This window comes from Corallococcus sp. AS-1-6 (assembly GCF_020037015.1).
Lineage (GTDB): Bacteria > Myxococcota > Myxococcia > Myxococcales > Myxococcaceae > Corallococcus.
The window spans coordinates 562,255-582,897 of the sequence record NZ_JAIQDE010000002.1; the positions used below are offsets into that span (position 1 = coordinate 562,255).

The 20,643-nt window shown below is 70.4% G+C and carries 19 protein-coding genes and 1 pseudogene; 16 read left to right on the forward strand and 4 right to left on the reverse strand.

Annotated features, from left to right (window positions below; translation table 11 throughout):
- Positions 1 to 168: 168 nt before the first annotated feature.
- The 5 genes from K8612_RS05155 to K8612_RS05175 are packed head-to-tail and all read left to right on the forward strand — an operon-like array spanning position 169 to position 5,420.
- Positions 169 to 1,446: a hypothetical protein gene (locus K8612_RS05155; RefSeq protein WP_223742626.1), complete on the forward strand. Its 1,278-nt coding sequence runs from the start codon at positions 169 to 171 to the stop codon at positions 1,444 to 1,446.
- 13 nt (positions 1,447 to 1,459) lie between these two features.
- Complete coding sequence (locus tag K8612_RS05160; RefSeq protein ID WP_223761424.1) at positions 1,460 to 2,179, forward strand: VTC domain-containing protein; 720 nt, start codon at positions 1,460 to 1,462, stop codon at positions 2,177 to 2,179.
- A 6-nt stretch (positions 2,180 to 2,185) separates the two neighbouring features.
- Positions 2,186 to 3,898 (forward strand): dTMP kinase, encoded by a 1,713-nt coding sequence (tmk, locus tag K8612_RS05165; protein WP_223761425.1) that lies wholly within the window; start codon positions 2,186 to 2,188, stop codon positions 3,896 to 3,898.
- 5 nt (positions 3,899 to 3,903) lie between these two features.
- Positions 3,904 to 4,614: a DUF4956 domain-containing protein gene (locus K8612_RS05170; protein ID WP_223742629.1), complete on the forward strand. Its 711-nt coding sequence runs from the start codon at positions 3,904 to 3,906 to the stop codon at positions 4,612 to 4,614.
- Positions 4,611 to 5,420 carry a hypothetical protein gene (locus tag K8612_RS05175; RefSeq protein WP_223761426.1) on the forward strand — a complete coding sequence of 270 codons (810 nt, stop codon included), beginning with the start codon at positions 4,611 to 4,613 and terminating at the stop codon, positions 5,418 to 5,420. Before K8612_RS05170 ends, K8612_RS05175 begins: the two co-directional genes overlap by 4 nt.
- 651 nt (positions 5,421 to 6,071) lie before the next feature.
- On the opposite strand, the gene K8612_RS05180 is transcribed toward K8612_RS05175, so the two are convergent.
- Together K8612_RS05180 and K8612_RS05185 are read right to left on the reverse strand one after the other, a co-directional pair.
- Complete coding sequence (locus K8612_RS05180; protein WP_223761427.1) at positions 6,072 to 6,398, reverse strand: hypothetical protein; 327 nt, start codon at positions 6,396 to 6,398, stop codon at positions 6,072 to 6,074.
- 107 nt (positions 6,399 to 6,505) lie between these two features.
- Positions 6,506 to 6,727, reverse strand: a complete 222-nt coding sequence (locus tag K8612_RS05185) for a hypothetical protein (RefSeq protein WP_223761428.1) — start codon at positions 6,725 to 6,727, stop codon at positions 6,506 to 6,508.
- 30 nt (positions 6,728 to 6,757) lie between these two features.
- Here K8612_RS05185 and K8612_RS39490 point away from each other — a divergent pair, with 30 nt between their 5' ends.
- Entirely contained in the window at positions 6,758 to 7,081 is a 324-nt protein-coding gene (locus K8612_RS39490) for a transposase (protein ID WP_373692081.1), read from the forward strand.
- 33 nt (positions 7,082 to 7,114) lie between these two features.
- Positions 7,115 to 7,225: pseudogene (locus tag K8612_RS39495) on the forward strand (IS5/IS1182 family transposase); the annotation flags it as partial.
- A 374-nt stretch (positions 7,226 to 7,599) separates the two neighbouring features.
- Here K8612_RS39495 and K8612_RS05195 read toward each other — a convergent pair.
- Entirely contained in the window at positions 7,600 to 7,797 is a 198-nt protein-coding gene (locus tag K8612_RS05195; RefSeq protein WP_223761429.1) for a hypothetical protein, read from the reverse strand.
- A 207-nt stretch (positions 7,798 to 8,004) separates the two neighbouring features.
- Here K8612_RS05195 and K8612_RS05200 point away from each other — a divergent pair, with 207 nt between their 5' ends.
- The 9 genes from K8612_RS05200 (at position 8,005) to K8612_RS05240 (ending at position 18,630) form a co-directional block, all read left to right on the forward strand.
- Positions 8,005 to 9,687 (forward strand): metallophosphoesterase, encoded by a 1,683-nt coding sequence (locus K8612_RS05200; protein WP_223761430.1) that lies wholly within the window; start codon positions 8,005 to 8,007, stop codon positions 9,685 to 9,687.
- A gap of 515 nt (positions 9,688 to 10,202) precedes the next feature.
- Entirely contained in the window at positions 10,203 to 11,693 is a 1,491-nt protein-coding gene (locus K8612_RS05205) for an RsmB/NOP family class I SAM-dependent RNA methyltransferase (RefSeq protein ID WP_223742635.1), read from the forward strand.
- Positions 11,694 to 11,728: 35 nt separating this feature from the next.
- Positions 11,729 to 13,501 (forward strand): M61 family metallopeptidase, encoded by a 1,773-nt coding sequence (locus K8612_RS05210; RefSeq protein WP_223742636.1) that lies wholly within the window; start codon positions 11,729 to 11,731, stop codon positions 13,499 to 13,501.
- 13 nt (positions 13,502 to 13,514) lie between these two features.
- On the forward strand, positions 13,515 to 14,942 hold the full coding sequence (locus K8612_RS05215; protein WP_223761431.1) for a tol-pal system YbgF family protein: 1,428 nt from the start codon (positions 13,515 to 13,517) through the stop codon (positions 14,940 to 14,942).
- A gap of 67 nt (positions 14,943 to 15,009) precedes the next feature.
- Positions 15,010 to 15,399: a carboxypeptidase-like regulatory domain-containing protein gene (locus K8612_RS05220; protein WP_223761432.1), complete on the forward strand. Its 390-nt coding sequence runs from the start codon at positions 15,010 to 15,012 to the stop codon at positions 15,397 to 15,399.
- 279 nt (positions 15,400 to 15,678) lie between these two features.
- Positions 15,679 to 16,557, forward strand: coding sequence for a ribonuclease HII (locus K8612_RS05225; protein WP_223742639.1), 879 nt, complete (start codon positions 15,679 to 15,681; stop codon positions 16,555 to 16,557).
- Positions 16,554 to 17,189 (forward strand): hypothetical protein, encoded by a 636-nt coding sequence (locus K8612_RS05230; RefSeq protein WP_223742640.1) that lies wholly within the window; start codon positions 16,554 to 16,556, stop codon positions 17,187 to 17,189. The genes K8612_RS05225 and K8612_RS05230 overlap by 4 nt, the downstream gene beginning before the upstream one ends.
- A gap of 81 nt (positions 17,190 to 17,270) precedes the next feature.
- The gene (locus K8612_RS05235) at positions 17,271 to 18,170 is read left to right on the forward strand and encodes a peptidoglycan-binding protein (RefSeq protein WP_223761433.1); all 900 of its coding nucleotides are present in this window, start codon (positions 17,271 to 17,273) and stop codon (positions 18,168 to 18,170) included.
- A gap of 97 nt (positions 18,171 to 18,267) precedes the next feature.
- Positions 18,268 to 18,630 carry a DUF3060 domain-containing protein gene (locus K8612_RS05240; protein ID WP_223761434.1) on the forward strand — a complete coding sequence of 121 codons (363 nt, stop codon included), beginning with the start codon at positions 18,268 to 18,270 and terminating at the stop codon, positions 18,628 to 18,630.
- Between the two features lie 49 nt (positions 18,631 to 18,679).
- Here the strand turns inward: K8612_RS05240 and K8612_RS05245 are convergent, their stop codons facing one another.
- On the reverse strand, positions 18,680 to 20,467 hold the full coding sequence (locus K8612_RS05245) for a DUF885 domain-containing protein (protein ID WP_223761435.1): 1,788 nt from the start codon (positions 20,465 to 20,467) through the stop codon (positions 18,680 to 18,682).
- Positions 20,468 to 20,643: the final 176 nt, after the last annotated feature.

Here is a 20,643-nt window from a genome sequence, read left to right on the forward strand (position 1 = left end):
TCTTCCCAGGTTGGGTCTCGTCACGTCCACGTCACGGGGCATCCGCCCCTCTCGCCGCTTCCGGATGTCCACCAGCGCACGTCCCTCCCCTGGGCACCGGGGTTGCACAGGGGAGCAGGCGTCGGGTCGTACGGCGTGGGGCATTACCGGGGCGGGGAGACATCGGGCATGGGCGGGACGGGGCTGGAGGAGAAGGGGTGGCGGCGCGGACTGCTCGTCGCGGTCCTCCTGGGCCTGCCGGCGGTCGCGAGCGCGGCGCCGGAACCGGATGAAGACGCGGCGGAGGGAGTGGACCGGCCGCTCGAGGTCTCCGGGGACGACGACGCGGACAAGCCGCGGGACGCAGCAGGTGACGCGCTGGCAGGCGCGGTGGCGCAGGCGATGCCGGGCGGCTCGCAGGGGCCCGTCATGGGTTCACCGGAGCAGGTGGCCGAGCCGAACGCGCCGGTGCCGGACGCGGCGGTGCCGGGCAAGAAGAAGAAGAAGGACACGGGCCCCAAGGCGGACACGCTGGGCGAGGCGCCGGACGAAGCGGACAAGGTGGACGACAAGGGCGGGCCCCAGCAGCGGATCCGCGTGTTCGGCCGCGTGTTCGCGCGGGGCGCCGCGGACGAGCGCCAGAAGTACGAGCGCGACCTGGGCATCGAGTCCGCGCGCGTGGGCGTGGCCGCGTCGCTGTCCAACCTGGAAGCGGAGGTGAGCGCGGATCTCGCCTCCAAGACGATTCTGAAGGACGCGTTCGTGCGGCTGGCGGACGACGACAAGCGCCTGCGGCTGTACGCGGGCCGCTTCAAGTCGCCGTTCCTGCAGCGCTCGCAGGAGTCGGCGTGGCGGCTGCCCATCCAGGAGCGCGGCCTGGTGGAGGACTACCTCACGGAGACGAACGCGCTGGGCGGGCGGCGCCTGGGCGTGATGGGCGAGCTGCGGCTCAAGGAGGCGTGGGGCCTGAAGTTCTCCGCGGGCCTCTTCGAGGGCGGCGAGGACGCGACCGGGAAGCGGCTGAGCGAGGACGGCTCCGCGCGGCTGAGCATCCGCCCGTTCAAGTTCCTCACGCTGGGCACGAGCACGTACCTGACGCAGGTGATTGACGGGACGAAGCAGTACGCGACGGCGGCGGACGCGGAGGTGACCCTCTGGGGGCTGTCCGTGACGGGCGAGGCGGCGGTGGGCCGGCTGGCGTTGGGGCCATTCCAATCGCAGTCGGTGCTGGCCTCCTGGACGGTGCCGGTGGGCCACGAGGGGTGGGCGGTGCAGCCGGTGGTGGGGGCGGAGGCGCTGCAATTGCAGGGTGGCATCCAGGCGGAAGGGCATTCGGTGACGGGGGGCTTCAACGTGTTGTTGGCGGATTCGTTCAAGGCGCAGCTCCAGGCGGAGCGGGCGCTGCGGCCGGGGGACGTGGCGCCCGCGCTCGAGCTGTCGGTGCAGCTCGCCACCCGCTTCCGTTGAGGAGACACCTGGGATGATCTCGTTCGCTGAAGGCGAAGTGACGAAGCTGCGGCGTGAGTTCAAGCGCGTGCTGGAGGCCCCGGACGCCAAGGCGGTCTGCGCGAGGCTGTCGCAGGAGCTGGGGGGCTACCTGCCGCCGCCCACGCGCATCGTGTCGGTGTACTTCGACAAGCCGGGCCAGCCGCTGGCGCGGCGCGCGATGCTCACGCCGGAAGACTGCCTCAAGGTGAGGACGAAGGAGTACTCGCCGGACGTGGGCGCGGCGGGCCGCGAGCGCGTGGTGCTGGAGGTGAAGCGCGAGCACGGCGGGCTCACGCGCAAGCGCCGCGTCTGGGTGCCGCGCGCGGAGCTGGGCCGGGCCATCAAGGGCGGCGTGAGCCTGTTGCCGCTCATCGCGGGGGGCAGCCTGGCGCCGGTGCTGGCGGTGACGTACCGGCGGCACGTGTACCAGGTGTCGCAGGAGTGGCGCGTGACGGTGGACCGGGACATCGGCTTCCACGCCGTGTCGCCGGAGCTGGCGCTGTCGCCGGTGGCGCTGACGGTGGAGCGGCTGGGGCTGCCCGTGTGGGAGGACTCGCGGGTGGTGGTGGAGGTGAAGCACCTCGGGGCGGCGCTGCCCGAGTGGCTGGCGGCCCTCAATCCGGGGGGCGCGACGGCGTACAGCAAGTTCGCGGAGGGCATGGCGCGGGTGCATGCCTTCTCATCAGGTGGCGTTGGGGTCGTAGGGGGTTAGGGCACCGTGTTCATCGATTTCGAAGGCATTGACGGCAGCGGCAAGACGACGCTGTCCAACCTGCTGGCGTCCCGGCTGAAGCGGCTGGGCTACAAGGTCGCGCACGCGCGCGAGGGGGGCGAGCTGCAGTCCCCCACCGCCCGGCGCATCCGCGACCTGACGCGCGACGCGAAGCTGCTGGAGATGTGCCCGCGCGCCGAGTTCTTCCTGAACCTGGCCCGTGACGCGCAGCAGTTGGAAGAGGTCATCGCGCCCGCGCTCAAGCGGGGCGAGGTGTGCATCACCGACCGCTACCTCTACTCGCAGCTCGCGCTGACGGGCGGCGGGCGGGGCCTGAAGGAGGCGCAGCTCCTGCCCTCCTGCGAGCTGGCGTCGCAGGGGCTGTGGCCGGACCTGGTCATCCTGGTGGACGTGGACCCGGACTTGGCGCGGCTGCGCAAGCGGCTGGGCAAGGTGCAGAGCGGCAAGGTGAACGACGCGGACAGCCGCAAGGGCCTGGTGGGCGCGGGGCTGGCGGTGCGCGTGCGCGAGGCGTTCCTGGCGCAGGCCCGGAAGGACCCGACGCGGTGGATCATCCTGGAGAACAATGATCAGCCGCTGCGAGTGCTGGAGCAGCGCCTGGTGGAGGCCGTCGTGGCGCGGCTGGAGGGCCGTGAGCAGCCGGTGCAGCGGCTGGTCCCCGCCCCCACCCCGCCGGCGCCGGGCGCGGCGTCCGTGGACGACGTGGAGGAGCGCTTCTTCCAGGCGGTGGACAGCCTGGAGGCGAGAGAGCCGCAGTTGGCGGCGTGGCTGCTCAACGGCATCCCGGGCCTGCCCGCGCACCAGCGCCGGCTGGCGTACGCGGAGCGGCTGCCGGGGCTGGTGGCGCGCAGCCTGAGCGGGCTGGATGACGACACGGCGTGGACGCTGCGCGACGTGCTGTCGGCGAGCGTGCCGGTGGACGTGGCGGAGGGGCTGGGGTTCGTGACGTCCCCGCGCTCGCACGCGCTGCGGCGGCGGCTGTACGCGCGGGCGCCGGCGGCGGTGCTGGAGGGGCTCAAGCGCCAGGACTCGCCGGAGGCGTGGGCGCTGCGCGAGCGGGGCCTGAAGGATGGGCACCTGGCGGCGGTGCTGCTGGGCCTGGCCGGCGTGGACGGCGAGGAGTCCTGGGTGGTCCGCGAGGCGGGCATGCAGCGCAAGCTGTACTCGGAGGTGGCGCGCAGCCTGGGGGGCCTGAGCACGGAGCGCGCGGAGGCGCTGCGCGAGGCGCTGATACCGCACGACCGGCTGGCGGTGCTCAAGAGCACCACGGGGCTGGAGACGCCGGTGGCGGTGGGCCTGCGCGAGCAGTTGGAGAAGGGAGCGCTGAAGCTGGTGCTGCGTTCGCTGACGGGCGTGGACACGCCGCGGGCCTGGGCGATGCGTGAGCGGGGCGCGCAGTCCACGAAGGAGGCGTTGGACTCCGTGGACGGGATGGACTCGCCGGCCGCGTGGAGGCTGCGGGCCTCCGCGGCGCGCCGGTGGCCGGCGACGGTGGTGTCGTCGATGCGCGGGCTGCCGCTGGTGGCGGAGACGCGGGCGCTGTTGGAGCGCATCCTGGAGGAGCAGGCCGGGAAGCTGCCGGTGCTGCGCAACGCGTACGCGGTGGTGGCGCACGCCCGCGCGCTGGAGCAGGCGCAGCGGCCGGCGCGGGCGCTGGCGGAGACGCTGAGCGTGGATGCCGGGCGGCAGGAGGCATGACGCCCATGGAGGGTCCGTTCGGAGCGCTGTTCCAGGACGTGGAGCAGGAGCTGCAGGCGCTGTCGATGGGGGCCATCCTCCCCCGGCTGGTGGCGTCGGCGCTGATTGGCGCGCTGTTGTCGTCACGGCCCTGGCGGATGTTGACGGGCAAGCCGCTGCCGAAGGTGGAGATGGTGCAGGCGCAGATCCTCCTCTGCGCGGCGGCGGCGGTGATTACCGCGGTGATTGGCAACAGCGTGGCGAAGGCGTTTGGGCTCGTGGGCCTGGGCGGGTTCGTGCGGTTCCGCTCGGGGCTGAAGGACCCGCGGGACGCGGCCATCCTGTTCCTGGTGATTGGCCTGGGCATGGCCTGCGGCCACGGGAACCTGGTGCTGGCATTCGTGGGCACGGGGTTCGTGGCGGTGCTGCTCTTCGTGCTGGACCTGTTCGAGAAGAAGGCCGTGGCGACGAAGGAGGCGAAGCAGCGGCTGGTGGTGTCCGCGCAGGCGGACGACCTGGTGCGAGCGGAGGCCACGCTGAGGGCGGCGCTGGGCGAGCGCAACGTGATGGTGAAGAGCTGCGCGATGGATTTCTCCGCGCGGCGCGTGGAGCTGGAAGTGGAGGAGCCGGAGCCTGGAAGCCTGGCGGCGGCGTTGGGAAGGACGGAAGGGGCGCCCTTGCGGGGGCTGCGGTGGACGGCGGTGAGCGCGAAGGGCGCGCGGGAGGAGACGGTATGAAGTTCAGGAAGCTGGCGGTGCTGTTCGCGGCGTGCGGAGCCTTCGCCGCCTGCGGTGGTGGCGGGGGCAGCCTGCCGACGGGGAATGATCCGGGCACGCCCACGACGAACCCGGACGGCACGGTGGACCTGCCGGGCAACGCGGTGGACCCGGGCACGGGCGGAGGCACGAAGCCGGATCAGCAGGCGGAGGTGACGACGCTGTGGCCGCTGACCACGGGCTCCACCTGGACCTACCGCATCACGGATGACGTGGAGGGCGTCTTCGACAAGGTGGTGACGGTGCAGGGCCCGGAGACGGTGCCGGGCACGACGATGACGGCCGTGAAGGTGCACAGCCGGCAGGACCGCACGAAGTCCGGCACGGTCTACGAAGAGAACTCCTGGCAACTGGAGCTGACCAACGGCCTGGTGGTGCGCCTGCGCGAGGAGGACGTCACGGACGGCCTGGCCACGAAGGCAACGACCTGGTCCCCGGCGATGATGAAGTCCCTGGCGGCGACCCCGGCCTCCGTGCCCTGGGAGCACCAGGACAATGTGCGCGAGCTGATCACCTACGCGGCGGGCGGAACGGAGGGCAAGGACCCGAAGTACGTCTGGAAGGTGCTGGAGAAGGACGTGACGGTGACGACGCCCGCGGGCACGTTCACCAACGCCATCAAGGTCCAGCGCGACAAGCTGAACAAGAGCGGCGAGGTGAAGGAAGAGAAGCAGCGCCTGTACTGGCTGGTCCCCGGCGTGGGCAAGGTCCGCGAGGACGGGGAACGCCTGGAGGAACTGGTGTCCTACGACGTGAAGAAGCCGTAGGCCGCTGATTCAAATGGATGGAATTGAGGCCCGGGTTGGCGCGAAGGATGCGCTAACGCGGGCTTTCTCTATTCAAGCCCCAGACTCAACGATCTCACCCGCCTCATCTACTCTCGCTGGAATGACTCTTCCAACCCCTCGCATAAACTCCTCCCAAAGATTCGAAACCCTCCTCATCCGCAGACTCCCGTTCCCCCCCCAGGGCGCCGACACCGGGCAAGCGTCAATCAGATCTCCAGCCTCATCCGCGGCGGCTCACCGACGAATCCATGGCTCAAGAAGGCGATTGAACTCCTCATCAGAAGAACTGCCACGACTCTCCCGCCACCAAGCGACCGCCTCAAGCAAGGCCCGAAGTGGGATTTGAGGGAAAGCCCTCTTAAAACAGGTCACAATGACACCCTGCAATAAGCGTTCACCCGTAAGCCGTTCAAGACTCAATGCAATCTAAACCGGGGGCCTCCCAAGACTCTCCAATCGAATCACCTCAACAATCCGCCCATCAATCACTGCCGAGCCCCCCCATGATTGTGACCAAATAAATACCAGTCAACCTAAACTCAGCAGAACAATTCCCTACCGACACACATCCCGCAAATACCTTCAGCTTCGCTGCGACCTCCGGGGCATATCCTTCAGCCATTGCCGCAATTAAATTATCATTTTTTCACTGATCCTTCCACCACCCATCCAGGCACCATCAATATCATCACACCCAGAAGCATCTAACACCTCACTAAACACCCCTCCCTCCGGAGGGGCTAAATCCAATGTCCTCTCAATATACAAACCAAGCATTCCATCACCCAACAACTCACTCATCACGCCTTCTCCGTCAGGACCAGAGCAATCGCAATAAGTGTCTCCACGCCCAAGCAACGGACGTTCACCACTGCCACCTACCCCTGGAGCATCTGAACCCATCAGCATCGGCCGCGATGAGTTCGCCAAGTTCTCTGTCTCATCCAGCGCGCCCATGGCTCTTGGCGAAACGCCGGCATGAGCCAACGCGGGAGCATTTGGCGTTACAGCGGGGAAGTTGTCGACCAGGGTTTTGGCACCAGTAGCAATCTCCCACGCTTCGATCAGCCCTCGCGCCGCTCCTTGCAGCGCCTCAACACAGTCACCAGTGCCTTTGTCGTCCGGCCCTCGTGAGGCGGCAGGCTCTCGCCCATCCGGGGCAAGGTGGCCAGCGAGCTCAAGCGGCTGGTGGCCCAGAAGCCGGACGCGACGGTGCGCGAGCTGATGGCCGAGTTGACGGCCCGCACCGGCGTGGCGACCAGTCGGCCTTCGATGCAGAGGGCCATGTATCGACTGGGCTTCTCACACAAATCTTCGTGCGTTTCGTCCGCCAGCGGAATTGCCCGTGGCTCCGTCTTGGTGACGTGGTGCTGATGGACAACCTCGGGGCGCACAAGGCGTCGGGTGTCCGTCAGGCGATTGAAGCTGTCGGCGCCTGCGTCGTGTACTTGCCCACCTACAGCCCAGACTTCAATCCCATCGAGTTGTGGTGGGTAGACCTGAAGCGCCAACTGCGGCGGCTCGCACCTCGGGCCATTGAGGACCTGGCACGGACGGTGAGGCAGTTACGCGCGACCACTCCGCTCGCAAAGCTCGCGGCTTGGTTCCGCCACTGCCTATCCTTCCTTCCGCTCAATTGATCCCCACGTTAGGCCTACGCCTCCAGGAAGAACCGGAGCGGGCTTCGCCTGCGCGGCATTGCCGCCCGCATCGCACGTCCGGGCGTCGAGTCCAAGGAGAGGCTGGGACGCGACCGCTGGGTGGTGGAGCGCACCTTGGCGTGGAAGAACCAATTGCTCCTACGTCACCTCTGTCCTGGCCATTGTCAGGAGCTGTAAACTCCCGGCTTCCCGCAGTGCGCAGCGAGTCCTCTTCAATAAAGCTGGACTCGCCGCGCGCCCCCCGGGACGAAGGCGAACGTCACAACCCCGTCGTCATCGTCGTAATGAATCGCTACAGGGAAGGACACCGGTCGCATTGGGAGCCCCCCTGCTCGGGACATCACCTCCCACCTCCCTACACGCTCGGCGCAATGCCTCAAGAGGTGCAGAAGCACCTTGCACAGGAACACCTGCCGTCGGACCGCGTGAAGGCCCACTCCACGCGTTTGACGCAGACCTGCTGTCCTCTCCGCAAGCCGGACAGGCGGGCGCGGCGCTCAGGCCCGCGCGGTGTCGTCGTACGACACGCGCAGGCCGTCGTACGTCACGGTGATGAACGGGCGGCCCATCCAGCCGCAGTGCCGACAGACCGCGTTCGGACCGGTCGCGGTGACCCGCACCGGCAGGTCCGACTCGCACACGGGGCACCCGGCGGGCAGGGTGTACTCACGGGTCTGGGAGTGGACTTCGTTCATGTATTCAGGGGTAACGCAGCGTCCGGACGCCGCAAGGCGCCGCCCTGCGCCGCCTTCCCTGAAACATGCGTTGCAGGCCTGTCCGTCTGTCGTTCCGCCACACCAGGGGCTCGTTCGCCTGCCTACCCCTGCGCGGCTGATTTCCGGATGAGGGTTGAACGATGAACGGTTGCGCCCCGGTCCCGAATGTCTCGGGCCGGAGGATTCATGGACCGGACGAAGTCTCTTTCGCTCGCTGCCCTGGCTGCCCTGTCCGTCGGGGGCTTTGCCTCGTGTGACGCGCTCGCCCTGCCGCGTGATCCCTACCTTCAGAAGGTGGGCCCTGACACCGCCACCGTGGCGTTCCGCTTGTCGGCGAACTGCTCCAACGCCCTGGTGCGCTACGGCGCCGGCAACACCAGCCAGACCGCCAGGTCCACGGCCGCCGCGAAGATCCACGCCGTGGTCCTCACCGGCCTGTCTCCCGCCACCTCCTATACGTATTCAGTGGATGGCTGCGGCGAGACGACCCCGGCGAAGACGTTCAGCACCGCCCCCGTGCCCGGCACCCGGCGCGTGCACTTCGCGGCGGTGGGCGACTTCGGCACCGGCGGCAGCGATCAGAAGAAGGTCGCCGCCTCCATGCTCACCAACAAGCCGGAGCTCTTCGTCGCCCTGGGTGACAACGCCTACGCGTCCGGCACCGAGACCGAGTTCCAGAACAACCTCTTCACCCCCATGGCCGCCCTGCTCTCGCAGGTGCCCATGTTCGCCACGCCCGGCAATCACGAGTACGTGACCAACGAGGCCCAGCCCTACCTGGACAACCTCTACCTGCCCACCAACAACGCGGAGGGCTCGGAGCGCTACTACTCGTTCGACTGGGGACACGTGCACTTCGTGTCCATCGACTCGAACTGCGCGGTGGGCCTGGCGTCGTCTTCCAAGTGCACGCTCGCCGCGCAGAAGGCGTTCGTGGAGAAGGACCTGGCCGCCACGACACAGCCGTGGAAGGTCGTCTTCTTCCACCACCCGTCCTGGTCCAGCGGTGAGCACGGCTCGCAGCTCACCATGCGCCGCCAGTTCGGTCCGCTGTTCGAGAAGTATGGCGTGGACCTGGTCCTCACCGGGCATGACCACGACTACGAGCGCAGCAAGCCCATGCTCGGTGACGCCGAGGCCGGCAAGAACGAGGCGGGCATCCCGTACCTCGTCGTTGGCGGCGGCGGCGCCACCCTGCGCACGTTCGCCACGTCTCGCCCCTCCTGGAGCGTCATCCGCGATGACGCGGCCCACGGCTTCCTCGACGTGGACGTCGTGGAGGGGAACCTCACCGCGAAGCTCGTGAAGACGGACGGCGGCGTCCTCGACACGTTCACCCTCTCCAAGACGCTGCCCGCGCGGCCCGAGCAGCCCCAGGGCACGCTGAACGTCGCCGTCGACAGCGGCAGCGGCGCCGCGCCCCACACAGCCTCGTTCACCGCGACGGCCCCCCAATCCGGCGCAACCATCACCTGGGACTTCGGTGACGGCGCCACCGCCGAAGGCCCCCAGGCCCAGCACGTCTTCGCCAGGGCAGGCACCTACACCGTGACGGCCACGGCCACCGTCCAGGGCGCCGCCCCGCTGACGACCACCACCGTCGTCACCGTGACGGCCAGCGGAACGACCGAGCCCGGGACCGACCCCGGCACCGGCTCCGGGTCCGGGGAGGACCCCGGCACCACGCCGTCCGACCCCGACCCTCGCCCCGAGATCCCGGCAACGCCCACGACGCCGGGCGTCACGCCGGGGGATGGAAATGACTCGAACGGGGGCGGAGGCTGCGCCGCCGGCCCGTCCGCCGCCCTGATTCCCGCCGCCGCGGCCCTCGTCGCGGGGCTTGTGCGCCGCCGTCGCCGCGACCGCTGAGCCCCCCGGAGGCGGACCGCAAAAACCTGTCCGACAGTCGGACAGGTTTGGGCCAACCACGGCCCCCGCCCGGGGCTGGGCTACGGCTCCGCCCCCTGAAGCTTGTCCGACTGTCGGACAGGTTCTGGACCACCGCGGCCCCCGCCCGGGGCTGGGCTACGGCTCCGCCCGTGAAGCCTGTCCGACTGTCGGACAGGTTCTGGACCACCGCGACCCCGGCCCGCGCCTCGGGTCACGGCCCCAGCCAGGTCGCTCGAACTTGTCCGTCTGTCGGACAGGTTCCGGGCCATCGCGGCCCCCCCTTGCCCGAGGCCGCTGTCCCAGCCGGATCGCTCGAACGTGTCCGACTGTCGGACAGGTTTTGCCCTTCCGGGGTGGGGGCGGAGGGGCCTCGGAGGCCCGGCCCCGAAGCGGCTCCCGGGCGCCTCTGGCCGGCCCCTTCAGCGCCTTCCGGGGGCGTCTTTTGCGTTCCCTGCTTGTCAACGCCACCCGGGGATGCAAAGGCCTCTTGCGACATGGCCACGACTCGTAAGCCTGGACCTTCCCGCGGTGGCGCCCCCAAGTCTGGCGGGCCCCGTACGTCCCGCCCTGGCGCGCCGAAGAAGCGCAAGGACGCCGGTGGACGCGCCGACAAACCGAAGCTCAGCCGCGCCCAGCATGAACGCGCGCGCCCCAACCCCAACCGCCCCCTTCGCGAGGACCTGGTCCTCCAGGCGTGTCTGGAGGCCTACGGCGGCGTGCGCCGCGAGGGCCGCCTGTCCGACCGCGCCCTGGAGTTCGTCCTGCGCCGCAAGACGGCCCTGTACTCCACCGAGCGCCGCGCCGTGGCCGAGCGGGTCTATGCCCTGCTGCGCCGCCAGCGCACCGTGGACTTCCTCCTGGAGAAGTCACACCGGAAGTTCGACGCGCTGGACGGCACGCGCCAGGACGTCATGCGGCTCGCCGCGTCCCGCATCCTCCACGGCGAGGACCCCACCTACGTCGCGCGCTCCAGCGGGCTCACCGGCCCGGACGTGTCCGTGCTCGACCGGCTGCCGGACGCCGCCGCGGAGCTGGACGCCCTGCCGGAAGCGAAGCGCTTCCCCATCGCCGCGTCGCTGCCGGACTTCCTCGCGGACCGCTTCCGCGCCGTCTTCGGCAAGGACGCCGCGCGCGCCGCCGAGGCCATGAACGAGCGCGCCCCGCTCATCGTCCGCGCCAACACCCTCAAGGGCGACCGCGCCCAGCTCCAGGACCGCCTGGCCGCGGAGGACGTGGAGTCCACGAAGCCCACCGCCCTGTCCCCCCTCGGCCTCGTCATGGAGACGCGGCTCAACCTCTTCTCCCTCCAGGACTTCAAGGACGGCGGGTTCGAGATCCAGGACGAGGGCAGCCAGTTGCTGGGCATGCTCGTGGACGCGCCGCCCACCCGCGTGGTGGACGCGTGCGCGGGCGCGGGCGGCAAGACGTTGCAGTTGGCCGCGCAGATGAAGAACCGCGGCGACCTGCACGCCCTGGACGTGGACGAGGGCCGCATGGAGGACCTGCGCAAGCGCGCGCGCCGCGCCGGCGTGCACAACGTGCGCACGCAGCTCATCCCCCACGAGGGCCCGGAGGCGGACGCCGCGCTCACGCCGCTCAAGGGCCAGGCGGACCGCGTGCTGGTGGACGCGCCGTGCAGCGGCACCGGCACCTTCCGCCGCAAGCCGGACGCGAGATACCGCCTCACGCCGGAGGACCTGGAGATGCACGTGGGCCGGCAGAAGGCCCTGCTCGCGCGCTTCGCCATGCTGGTGAAGCCCGGCGGCCGGCTCATCTACGGCACGTGCAGCGTGCTGCGCGAGGAGAACGAGGACGTGGTGGAGGACTTCCTCGCCAAGCACCCCGACTTCAGCGTGCGCCCCGTGGCGGAGGTGCTGGGCGCGGAGCTGGGCGGGAAGCTCGGCCCCGGCCCTTACCTGCGGCTCGCCCCGCACACCCACGGCACCGACGGCTTCTTCGGCGCCGTGCTCGTCAAGGCGAAGTAACCCCGCCGTCCCCCAGGCAGAAAGGCCCTCCGTCCATGTCGCTCGCCGTCCACTACCGCGTCGCCATGCCCCGCCCGCATGCGCACCTGTTCGAGGTGGAGGCGACCTTCCCCGCCGGGCCTGACGCGCTCGACGCGGTGATGCCGGTGTGGACGCCGGGCAGCTACCTGGTGCGCGAGTACGCCCGCCAGGTGCAGGACGTCACCGCGCGGGGCCCGGACGGCCAGCCCCTGCCGGTGCGCCGCGTGGACAAGCGCACCTGGCGCGTGGACGCGAGGGGGCAGGCCGTCACCCTGCGCTACCGCGTCTACGCGAACGAGCTGACCGTGCGCACCAGCCACCTGGACGGCAGCCACGCCTACTTCAACGGCGCCACCGTGTTCCTCTACACGGAGGCCACGCGCGCCCTGCCCCACCACGTCACCGTGGACGCGCCGCAGGGCTGGCGCACGTTCTGCGCGCTGGACTCGGAAGGGGCCACCTTCCACGCGCCGGACTACGACGCGCTCGTGGACAGCCCCTTCGAGGTCGGCCCCCACACGCCGCTCACCTTCACCGTCGCGGGCGTGCCGCACGAAGTGGTGGTGTGGGGCGACAGCGTGCCGGACGCGGAGCGGCTGTGCGCGGACATGCAGCGCATCTGCGAGGCCCAGGCGCGCATGTACGAAGGCCTGCCGCTCAAGCGCTACCTGTTCCTCGTCTACCTCACCGACAAGGGCCGCGGGGGCCTGGAGCACCAGGCCTCCACCGCGCTGCTCTTCCCGCGCACGGGCCTGGCCTCGTACCGGGGCTGGGAGGACTTCCTCACGCTGGTGGCGCACGAGTACTTCCACCTGTGGAACATCAAGCGGGTGAAGCCGCGCGCGCTGGTTCCGTTCGACTACTCGCAGGAGAACTACACCACGCTCCTGTGGGCCTTCGAGGGCGGCACCGCCTACTACGACAACCTCTTCGTGCGCCGCGCGGGCCTGATGTCCCCCACGCGCTACCTCGCCCGGCTGGGCGAGACCTTCTCGCTGCTGCACTCCACGCCGGGCCGCCGCGTGCAGACGCTCACGGAGGCGTCGCTCGTCAGTTGGGTGAAGCACTACCGCCCGGATGAGCACTCCACCAACAGCGCCATCTCCTACTACCTGAAGGGCGAGGTGGTGTGCGCGCTGCTGGACCTGGAGGTGCGCCGCGCCACCGGTGACGCGAAGTGCCTGGATGACGTCATGCGGCTCTTGTGGCGGCGCCATGGCGACGGCTCCGGCGTCCCGGAGGACGGCGTGGAGCAGGCCGCCAGCGAGGTCGCGGGCGTGGACCTGACGCCCTTCTTCGACCGGGCGGTGCGCTCCACGGAGGACCTGGACTACGGCGTCTTCGCGCACGTGGGGCTGGAGGTGTCCTTCCGCGTGCGGGAGGCGCCCAACGACAAAGGGGGCACGCCGCCGCGCCTCAAGGGCGAACCCAAGCCCAGGGGCTGGCTGGGCGTCACCGTTCGAGGCTCCTCGACGCTGTCCACCGTCCCGGAGGGCACGCCCGCGCTGGACGCGGGCCTGTACCCGGAGGACGAGGTGGTGGCGCTGGACGGCTGGCGCGTGGACGGCGCGGGGCTCATCGCCCGCTGCGAGGACAAGCGCCCCGGCGACACCGTGCGGGTGACGCTGTTCCGCCGCGACCGCCTGCTGGAGGTGCCCGTCGTCCTGGGCCAGAAGCCCGCGGACGCCGCGTGGCTCCAGCGCGTGGAGCGCCCCACGGACGCGCAGAAGGCCGCGTTCCAGGCGTGGCTGGGCTCCCCCTGGGACGAGACTCCCGGCCCGGCGTAGGCTCGCGGGCCGCATGGCCCCTTCCCTCCCTGCCCCTCCCTCCTGCGCGGGACATCCGGGCGCCGCCGCCGGCTGGCGCTGCGAACACTGCGAGGCCCTGCTGTGTCCCGCGTGCGTGGAGACCCGGCGCGCGGGCACGGTGGAGTACACCGTCTGCGTCCGGTGCCAAGGCACGGCGAACGTGCTCCTGCGCCACCGCTCGCACCGCTCGCTGGCGGCGCGCCTGCCGGGGGCCCTGCGCTTCCCGTTCACGGCCCCGGGGCTCCAGGCGCTGGCGGCCGTCGTCATCGTGCTGACCGTGTTGCGCATGGCCGTGGTCGGCATCGTGGTCATCGCGGTGCTGCCGCTCACGCTCGCGCTGGGCGTCTTCTGGGCGGCCTTCTTCGCACTCGTGCGGAGCGCCGCCCGGGGAGACGCGGAGCCGGAGGGCCCGGGCTTCACCGACCTCGTCAGGGACAACCTCGTGCCCGGGCTGATGGGCCTGTGCGTCAGCGGGGGCGTCTTCCTGCCCGCGCTCGTGCGTGCGTGGGGGCTGCTCGAGTCCGCGTCCCCGGACGAGGTCCTGAAGCGCGTCACCCATCCGGTGGACACGTTGAGCGCGCCCGTCTTCTGGGCGGATCCGCTCTTCTGGGGGCTCGCGGTCCTGGGGCTCTTGTGGCTGCCGTGGGCGCTCCTGGTGGCCGCGATGTCGCGCTCGGTGTTCGCCGCGCTCAACCCCTTGCGCGCGCTCGCGTGCATCCGCGCGGTGGGGCGCGATGCCCGCGTCGTGACGGCGGTGTTCCTCCTGCTGGCCCTGCTGCAGGGAGGGCTGCACCAGGTAGCGGAGGCGGTGCTCGGCCTGCCCATCGTCATCGTGCCCCGCCTCATCGCGGAGGCGCTCACGTGCCTGGTCCCCTTCGCGGCGGCGAACGTCCTGGGGCTCGTCCTCTTCGTGCACGGCGATGCGCTGGGCTACCTGCCCGCGCGCGACCACCTGGAGCCCACGCTGGGCGACACCGCGCCCCAGCGCGGGCCCGTGGCCCTGCGCGAGTCCCAGGCGGAGCCCGAAGCCCCGGCGCCCGACGCCGCCGGAGTCGAAGCGCAGGTGGCCGAGCTGGGCGCGGCCGTGGAGGCGCGCGACGTGGCGAAGGCGCTGGCGCTGTACGGCGCGCTCCACGTTCTGCCCCGCCTGAAGCTCTTGCCGTCACACCATCTGTTCATTGGACAGGCCGCGGCAGTGGAAGGAGATTTCCCACTGTCGGTCAAAGCGTTGGAAGCCGCGGCGGACACGGCGCCGGAAGAGCCCACCGCGCCCCGCGCGCTGGTGCTGCTGGCGCGCGTGCAGGGGGAGAAGTTGGGAAACACGGTGCGCGCGGAGGAGCTCTACCGGTACATCGTGCATCGTTATCCGGACACAGATGCCGCACGTTTTGCCCACGCGCGGCTGCCGCCCGCGGCCTGACACACGCATTGCAGCACCCGTCCTCCGGTATCAGATTCCTCGCATGGGACGGGTTGGGGGCGTGGGGATGGGCAAGCAGTGGAAGCGGTGGGGTTGGTTGGGGCTCCTCGCGAGCGTGCTGATGACGGGCTGTGATGACGCCCCCAGCGCGAACCGCCACGAGGACACCTGCGCGGAGCCGAGGACGCTGCGCGTGGAGGTGATGTCGTCCGACGGCGCGTACATCCAGGGCGCCTCCGTGACGGCCACCAACCTGGAGAGCAACGTCAGCATCACCGGCGTGACGGACGACCGGGGCGTCACCACGGCCATCAACGAAACGCTCGCGCCCAGCCCCATCCGCGTGGTGGCCACGGCGGGCTCGCACGTGACGCGCGCGGAGCGCGTGGAGTGGACCTGTGACGAATGCCACTGCACGCCCGTTCCCGCCACGGTGACGCTCCAGCTCCAGGATTGAGCCGGAAGACCGGCCAGTGAGGGCCGGCGGACGCGAAAAATCCGCCGCCCCGGGCCGTGGGGCGGTTGTGCACACCCACCGGTGCGCGATACCACTTACGCCATGCGTCAAATCCGCATGCACGCGTCCGTGTCGGTCTGGCTCTCCCGCAGCCTCGCCGCACGCCCGTCTGGCCTGACGGCGTGCGAGCGGGCGTGTTGTCGCGGCACTGGTGTTCCCCCACTCCAGTAAGCCGTGCAACCGCGCTACCCGCCGGGTAGGCCATCCCGAAGGTCCCCCATGTCCGCAGAGAGTGTGCAGGCGCTGCTCGAATGCTCGGTCACCGAGCTGACCGCGCGGTTCGTCACCCAGGCGCAGCCCCTCCCCCAGGGGCTGCTGGAAGCGCTGGAGGCCGACCCCCGTCAGGGTGCGCAGGCGCTCGCGCGCAAGCTGCGCTCACGTCAGGAGAAGAACCGGGCGGAGGGGCAGCGGCTGCGGCACCTGCTGAAGTTCGAGACGGAGCTGTGGGAGCAGGGCCTCTTGAAGGTGGCGGGCGTGGACGAGGCCGGCATGGCGCCGCTCGCGGGCCCCGTCGTCGCGGCGGCGGCCATCCTGCCCCGGGGCTACAAGCTCAAGGGGCTGGACGACTCGAAGAAGATATTGGACCCGGACAAGCGCGAGGCGCTGGCGGAGGCGCTCAAGCGCGACGTGGTGGCGTGGGCGGTGGGCCGGGCGGAGGTGGAGGAGATTGATCAGCTCAACATCTACCACGCGGGCCTGCTGGCCATGCGGCGCGCGGTGGAGGGGTTGGGGCTGACGCCGGACTACGTGCTGGTGGACGCGCGCACGATTCCCCAGTGCCCGGCTCCGCAGCGCGGCATCATCAAGGGGGACTCGCTGTCCCTGAGCATCGCGGCGGCGTCCGTGCTGGCGAAGACGACGCGCGACCGGCTGATGGCCGAGCTGGACGCGCGCTATCCCGGCTACGGCCTGGCGGCCCACAAGGGCTACCCCACCGCGCAGCATGTGCAGGCCATCCAGGCCCTGGGCGTGCTGCCCATCCACCGCCGGAGCTTCGGTCCGGTGCGCGAGGCGCTCGGGCTGACGCAGCCCTCCGGGCCCGTCCCGATGCAATCGGAGCTGTTCGCCGCTACTCCTGCCCCGATGGCGAAGCGATGAGCGCGGACAGGGACATCGACGGGTGGTTGGCGGAGCGGGGCGTCACGCTGATGGACGCGCGTGTGCGAGCCAGGGGCGTGCTGGAGGAGGCAGGGCTCACGCGGCCGGGCAAGGCGCGGATGAGCGAGCCCAAGCTCCTGCGAGCGGCCGAGGTGCTGGCCGAGCGCTTCTTCCAGGTGTGCGCGGATCCCGGCTGCCTCCAGGTGGCGACGGCGAGCGGCCGGGAGCCCTTGCGTGTCGAGCCCCGGAGCCACTGCGCGCGGTGCGGCGGCTCCGCCAACCGGCGCGCGGAGGTCGCGTTCGTGGAGATGTGCCACCAGCGCGGCGTGCAGCGCGTGGTGGTGGTGGGCGGCTCGCCCGCGGTGCGCGAGGAGCTGGAGGCGAAGCTGGGCGGCCACATCTCCCTGCGCATGGTGGACGGCACGGAGCGCCGCACGGCGGACCGCGCGAAGAGCGACCTGGAGTGGGCGGACCTGGTGCTGGTGTGGGGCGCCACGGAGCTGCACCACAAGGTGTCCACCCACTACACGCACCTGGCGTCCTCGCACCACCGCAAGGTGGTGCACGTGGTGCGCCGGGGCGTGGCCGCGCTGCTGGATGAGGCGATGATCCATCTGCAGCGGGCGCGCTAGGGAGCAAGGCGCGCCTTGGAAGGAGGCCCCCGCTTCTGGCGCCTCCCCGAGCGGATTCGCATGTTGCCGGCAGGAGGCCGCATGCGAAGCAAAACACAGACATCCCGGCCACGGACAGGCAAGGTCCGCAGGCGGAGGGCCGCCGCCGGCTACAGCCGGGCACAGGTGGCGAGCCTCCCGCTGAAGGGCTACACGCTGCCCGCGGCGGACCTGAAGCGCGGCTCGAGTGGCACGGGAGTGAGACAACTCCAGGGCGCGCTGGTGAAGCTGGGCGACATGACCCAGGCGCAGATGAACACGGGCCCCGGCATGTTCGGGGCCCTGACGGAAGGCTCGCTCAAGAAGTTCCAGCAGGCGCACGGCGTGGATGCGATTGGCGTCTATGGCCCGAAGACGCGCGCAGCGTTCAAGGCCTTGGGCGCGGCCCTGGATGACACGGAGACGCCCTCCACCCCGACGCCAGAAGGGCTCCGCGAGAAGATCGTCGCGGAGGGGCTGTGGGGGGTGGCCCACCAGGAGCAGATCCACTACTCGCAGAGCCGTCCAATCGACGGCATCCGGCTGCGCCACAAGCTGCCGCTCGACATCGACTGCTCGGGCTTCGTGACGCTTTGCTACCAGTGGGCGGGCGCCCCCGACCCCAATGGCAACCACTACAGCGGCGAGGGGTACACCGGCACGCTCGAAGCCCACATGCGTCACATCCCGTTGTCGCAGGTCCAGCCAGGGGACCTCTGCCTCTGGCAGGGCAAGCATGTGTCGTTGGTCATCCAGAGTGGCGCGGATCCCCTGCTCATCTCCCACGGCTCGGAAGCCGGCCCTTATGAAATCCGGACCTCGGTACAGATGAAGTGGTACCCGGAGGGGACGCGCCTCCTCTGGCTGACCTCTCCCCAGGGGGCAGAGGCGGGCGCGCGGAGGACGCTCCGCCGCGAGGACGAGGCGCGCGGAGATCCTCCCGCGGAGGAAGGGCTCATCTGAGTGCGCGAAGAGCGCCATGTGGGTTGAATCTTCCGGCTCCCCGCACGTAGATGCGGCCGTGCGGCGTCAGGTCCGCACCTCTCCAGGGGGACAACGGATGAGCAGCAAGTTCGGCGCGGCGGTGTTCATGATGGTGGCGTGTGCCTTCGGACCGATGACGGCCGTCGCGCAGGATGCCTCGGGCAACATCGACATCACCGGCAATGAAGAGACGGCGACCCACGCCTGCAAGCCGGGCAGCACGGTGGAGATCACCGGCACGGACAACACCGTGACGCTGACCGGCGAGTGCAAGAGCGTCACCGTGAACGGCACCGACAACAAGGTGAAGGTGGAGGCCACCGGTGCCATCTCCGTGACGGGCAACTCCAACGCCGTCACCTGGAAGCGCGGCCTCGGCAAGTCGAAGCCGAAGATCAGCCGCACCGGCACGGACAACAAGGTCACGCAGGAGAAGTAGCCGTTCCCCCCCGCGCCCGCTTCGTCACGGAAGCGGGCACGGGCGGCGCTCAGCGGGACGCGGAAGGCGCCGCGTCCTCACCGAGCAACAACTGCCGCACGATGGGCACGGGCGGGTAGCCGTGGGAGACCACGGCGTCGTGGAAGCGCTGGAGGGTGAAGTCCCTGCCCCACTTCACCTTCGCGTCCTCGCGCAGCTCCATCAGCATCTTCTTGCCCAGCGCGTACACCAGGTACGTCGGGTCGGAGGTGCCACGGCGGGCCTCGCGCTCCGCGTTGACCCGCGTCATGTAGGCCTCCTTCTCGAAGAGGCTCACGGCCTGGTCGTACGTCATCCCGCGCGTGTGCAGGGACAGGCCCGCCACGTAGCGCGCCAGCCGCTGGAGGTAGAGCGCCAGTTGGTTCAGCCGCAGCCGGTCCGCCTGCGGGCCCGTGCCGCCGTAGCCCTCGTCCAGCATCATCTGCTCGGTGTAAAGGCCCCAGCCCTCGCTGAAGGAGCCGGAGCCCAAGAGCCGGCGCACCTTGGACTGGATGCGGTTCGTCCAGAGGAACTGCACGTAGTGCCCCGGGTACGCCTCGTGGATGGAGACGATGGGCAGCGCGTAGCGGTTGTAGAAGCTCATGTGCTGCTCGGCCTGCTCCGCGCTCCAGGCCGGGTCCGGCGGCGTCACGTAGTAGTACGCCTCCGTCGCCTTCAGCTCGAACGGGCCGGGAGTGCTCATGCTCGCGAAGGACAGCGCGCGGCTGAACACCGGCGTCTCCGCCACCTTCGCGCGCACCTCGCTGGGCACGGTGATGATGCGGCGGTCGATGAGGAACTGGCGGATGTCCTCCAGCGTCGCCGTCGTGGTGGGCACCAGCTCCGCGGCGGCCGGGTGCTCCCTGCCCAGCTCCCGGTACACGTCCATGGGCGCCCTCCCCGGGGCGATCCGCGCGGCCACCTCCGCGAACTGGTCCTGCGTGCGCTTCATCTCCGCGCGCCCCCAGGCCAGCAGCGAGTCGATGCTGTCCGTGACGCCCTCCTCGTACTGGAGCTTCTGGCGGTACGTCTCCTCGCCGATGGCGAAGTCCCCGTTCGAGCGGGCCAGCAGGTCGTCCTTCAGGAAGCGGATGTAGCCATCGATGGCCTCCAGGCACCGCGTCTGCGCCTGCTTGAAGTCCTCCTGGAGCGCCGCGTCCCGCACCGGCGCGAAGGCCTGCGGCAGCGTCTGCGCATAGAGCGAGCGCGTGCCCTTCACCTGCTCCAGGGCGATCTCCGTCCACAACTTCGGCGGGTTCTTCAAGTTGGCCGGGGCCGCCGCGAAGACCTCCGGCACCACCGCCATGCGCTTCACCGCGGAGCGCATCCGCTCCTCCAGCGGCGCGAAGTCGCGGTTGATGAGCTGGTACACGGCGTTGGACGCGAAGCCCAGGTAGGCGTTCGGGTTGCGCTCCCACGAGCGCACCGTCTCCAGGTCCAGGATGCGCGCGCGGAAGTGTTTCTCCAGGATGTCGTAGTCCGCCCGCTCCCCCGGAGGCAGCGCCGCCCGGTCCACCGCCTGGGGCAGCGCCGCGAGCCGGTCCTTCAGGAACGCCAGGTGCGACGCCCGCTCCTCGGGCCGGAAGCCGCGCAGCTCGCCGTCATACGTGTGCACGCCCGCGGACGTGGCGGACATGGGCGAGCGGCGGAAGTGCTCCTCGAAGTACGCGTCCACGAAGCCGCGCAGCGCCACCTGCGCGGAGGACGCCTCGGGCGCGGTGGCCGGCGCTTCCGCTCGGGCCGAGGGCCGGGACGCGGTGCATCCAGGGGACAGCAGCAGCAACGCGGCGAGGACGCTCGGGGTTCGCAGGGCCTTCATGGAGCCTCGGGGGGAGAAGAGACGCGGGGAGCGTCGCTGAAGGCCCCCCGTCCCACAAGCGCCCGGCGCCGCCCTGCGTTCCCGGAAGACGCCAGCGCTTCCTGAAGCGACGCGGGCCCCCGTCTCGTCCGTGCGTCCTTCCTCCCGGGTTGTCACGGCATGGCCCCTGCACATCC

What these genes read in the sequence shown, in the direction of transcription:
- K8612_RS05155 (WP_223742626.1), top strand. Translation starts at nt 169, where the DNA reads ATGGGCGGGACGGGGCTGGAGGAGAAGGGGTGGCGGCGCGGACTGCTC.
- K8612_RS05160 (WP_223761424.1), top strand. Translation starts at nt 1,460, where the DNA reads ATGATCTCGTTCGCTGAAGGCGAAGTGACGAAGCTGCGGCGTGAGTTC.
- K8612_RS05170 (WP_223742629.1), top strand. Translation starts at nt 3,904, where the DNA reads ATGGAGGGTCCGTTCGGAGCGCTGTTCCAGGACGTGGAGCAGGAGCTG.
- K8612_RS05175 (WP_223761426.1), top strand. Translation starts at nt 4,611, where the DNA reads ATGAAGTTCAGGAAGCTGGCGGTGCTGTTCGCGGCGTGCGGAGCCTTC.
- K8612_RS05180 (WP_223761427.1), bottom strand. Translation starts at nt 6,398, where the DNA reads ATGGGCGCGCTGGATGAGACAGAGAACTTGGCGAACTCATCGCGGCCG.
- K8612_RS05185 (WP_223761428.1), bottom strand. Translation starts at nt 6,727, where the DNA reads ATGGCCCTCTGCATCGAAGGCCGACTGGTCGCCACGCCGGTGCGGGCC.
- K8612_RS05195 (WP_223761429.1), bottom strand. Translation starts at nt 7,797, where the DNA reads ATGAACGAAGTCCACTCCCAGACCCGTGAGTACACCCTGCCCGCCGGG.
- K8612_RS05200 (WP_223761430.1), top strand. Translation starts at nt 8,005, where the DNA reads ATGGACCGGACGAAGTCTCTTTCGCTCGCTGCCCTGGCTGCCCTGTCC.
- K8612_RS05205 (WP_223742635.1), top strand. Translation starts at nt 10,203, where the DNA reads ATGGCCACGACTCGTAAGCCTGGACCTTCCCGCGGTGGCGCCCCCAAG.
- K8612_RS05210 (WP_223742636.1), top strand. Translation starts at nt 11,729, where the DNA reads ATGTCGCTCGCCGTCCACTACCGCGTCGCCATGCCCCGCCCGCATGCG.
- K8612_RS05215 (WP_223761431.1), top strand. Translation starts at nt 13,515, where the DNA reads ATGGCCCCTTCCCTCCCTGCCCCTCCCTCCTGCGCGGGACATCCGGGC.
- K8612_RS05220 (WP_223761432.1), top strand. Translation starts at nt 15,010, where the DNA reads ATGGGCAAGCAGTGGAAGCGGTGGGGTTGGTTGGGGCTCCTCGCGAGC.
- K8612_RS05225 (WP_223742639.1), top strand. Translation starts at nt 15,679, where the DNA reads ATGTCCGCAGAGAGTGTGCAGGCGCTGCTCGAATGCTCGGTCACCGAG.
- K8612_RS05230 (WP_223742640.1), top strand. Translation starts at nt 16,554, where the DNA reads ATGAGCGCGGACAGGGACATCGACGGGTGGTTGGCGGAGCGGGGCGTC.
- K8612_RS05235 (WP_223761433.1), top strand. Translation starts at nt 17,271, where the DNA reads ATGCGAAGCAAAACACAGACATCCCGGCCACGGACAGGCAAGGTCCGC.
- K8612_RS05240 (WP_223761434.1), top strand. Translation starts at nt 18,268, where the DNA reads ATGAGCAGCAAGTTCGGCGCGGCGGTGTTCATGATGGTGGCGTGTGCC.
- K8612_RS05245 (WP_223761435.1), bottom strand. Translation starts at nt 20,467, where the DNA reads ATGAAGGCCCTGCGAACCCCGAGCGTCCTCGCCGCGTTGCTGCTGCTG.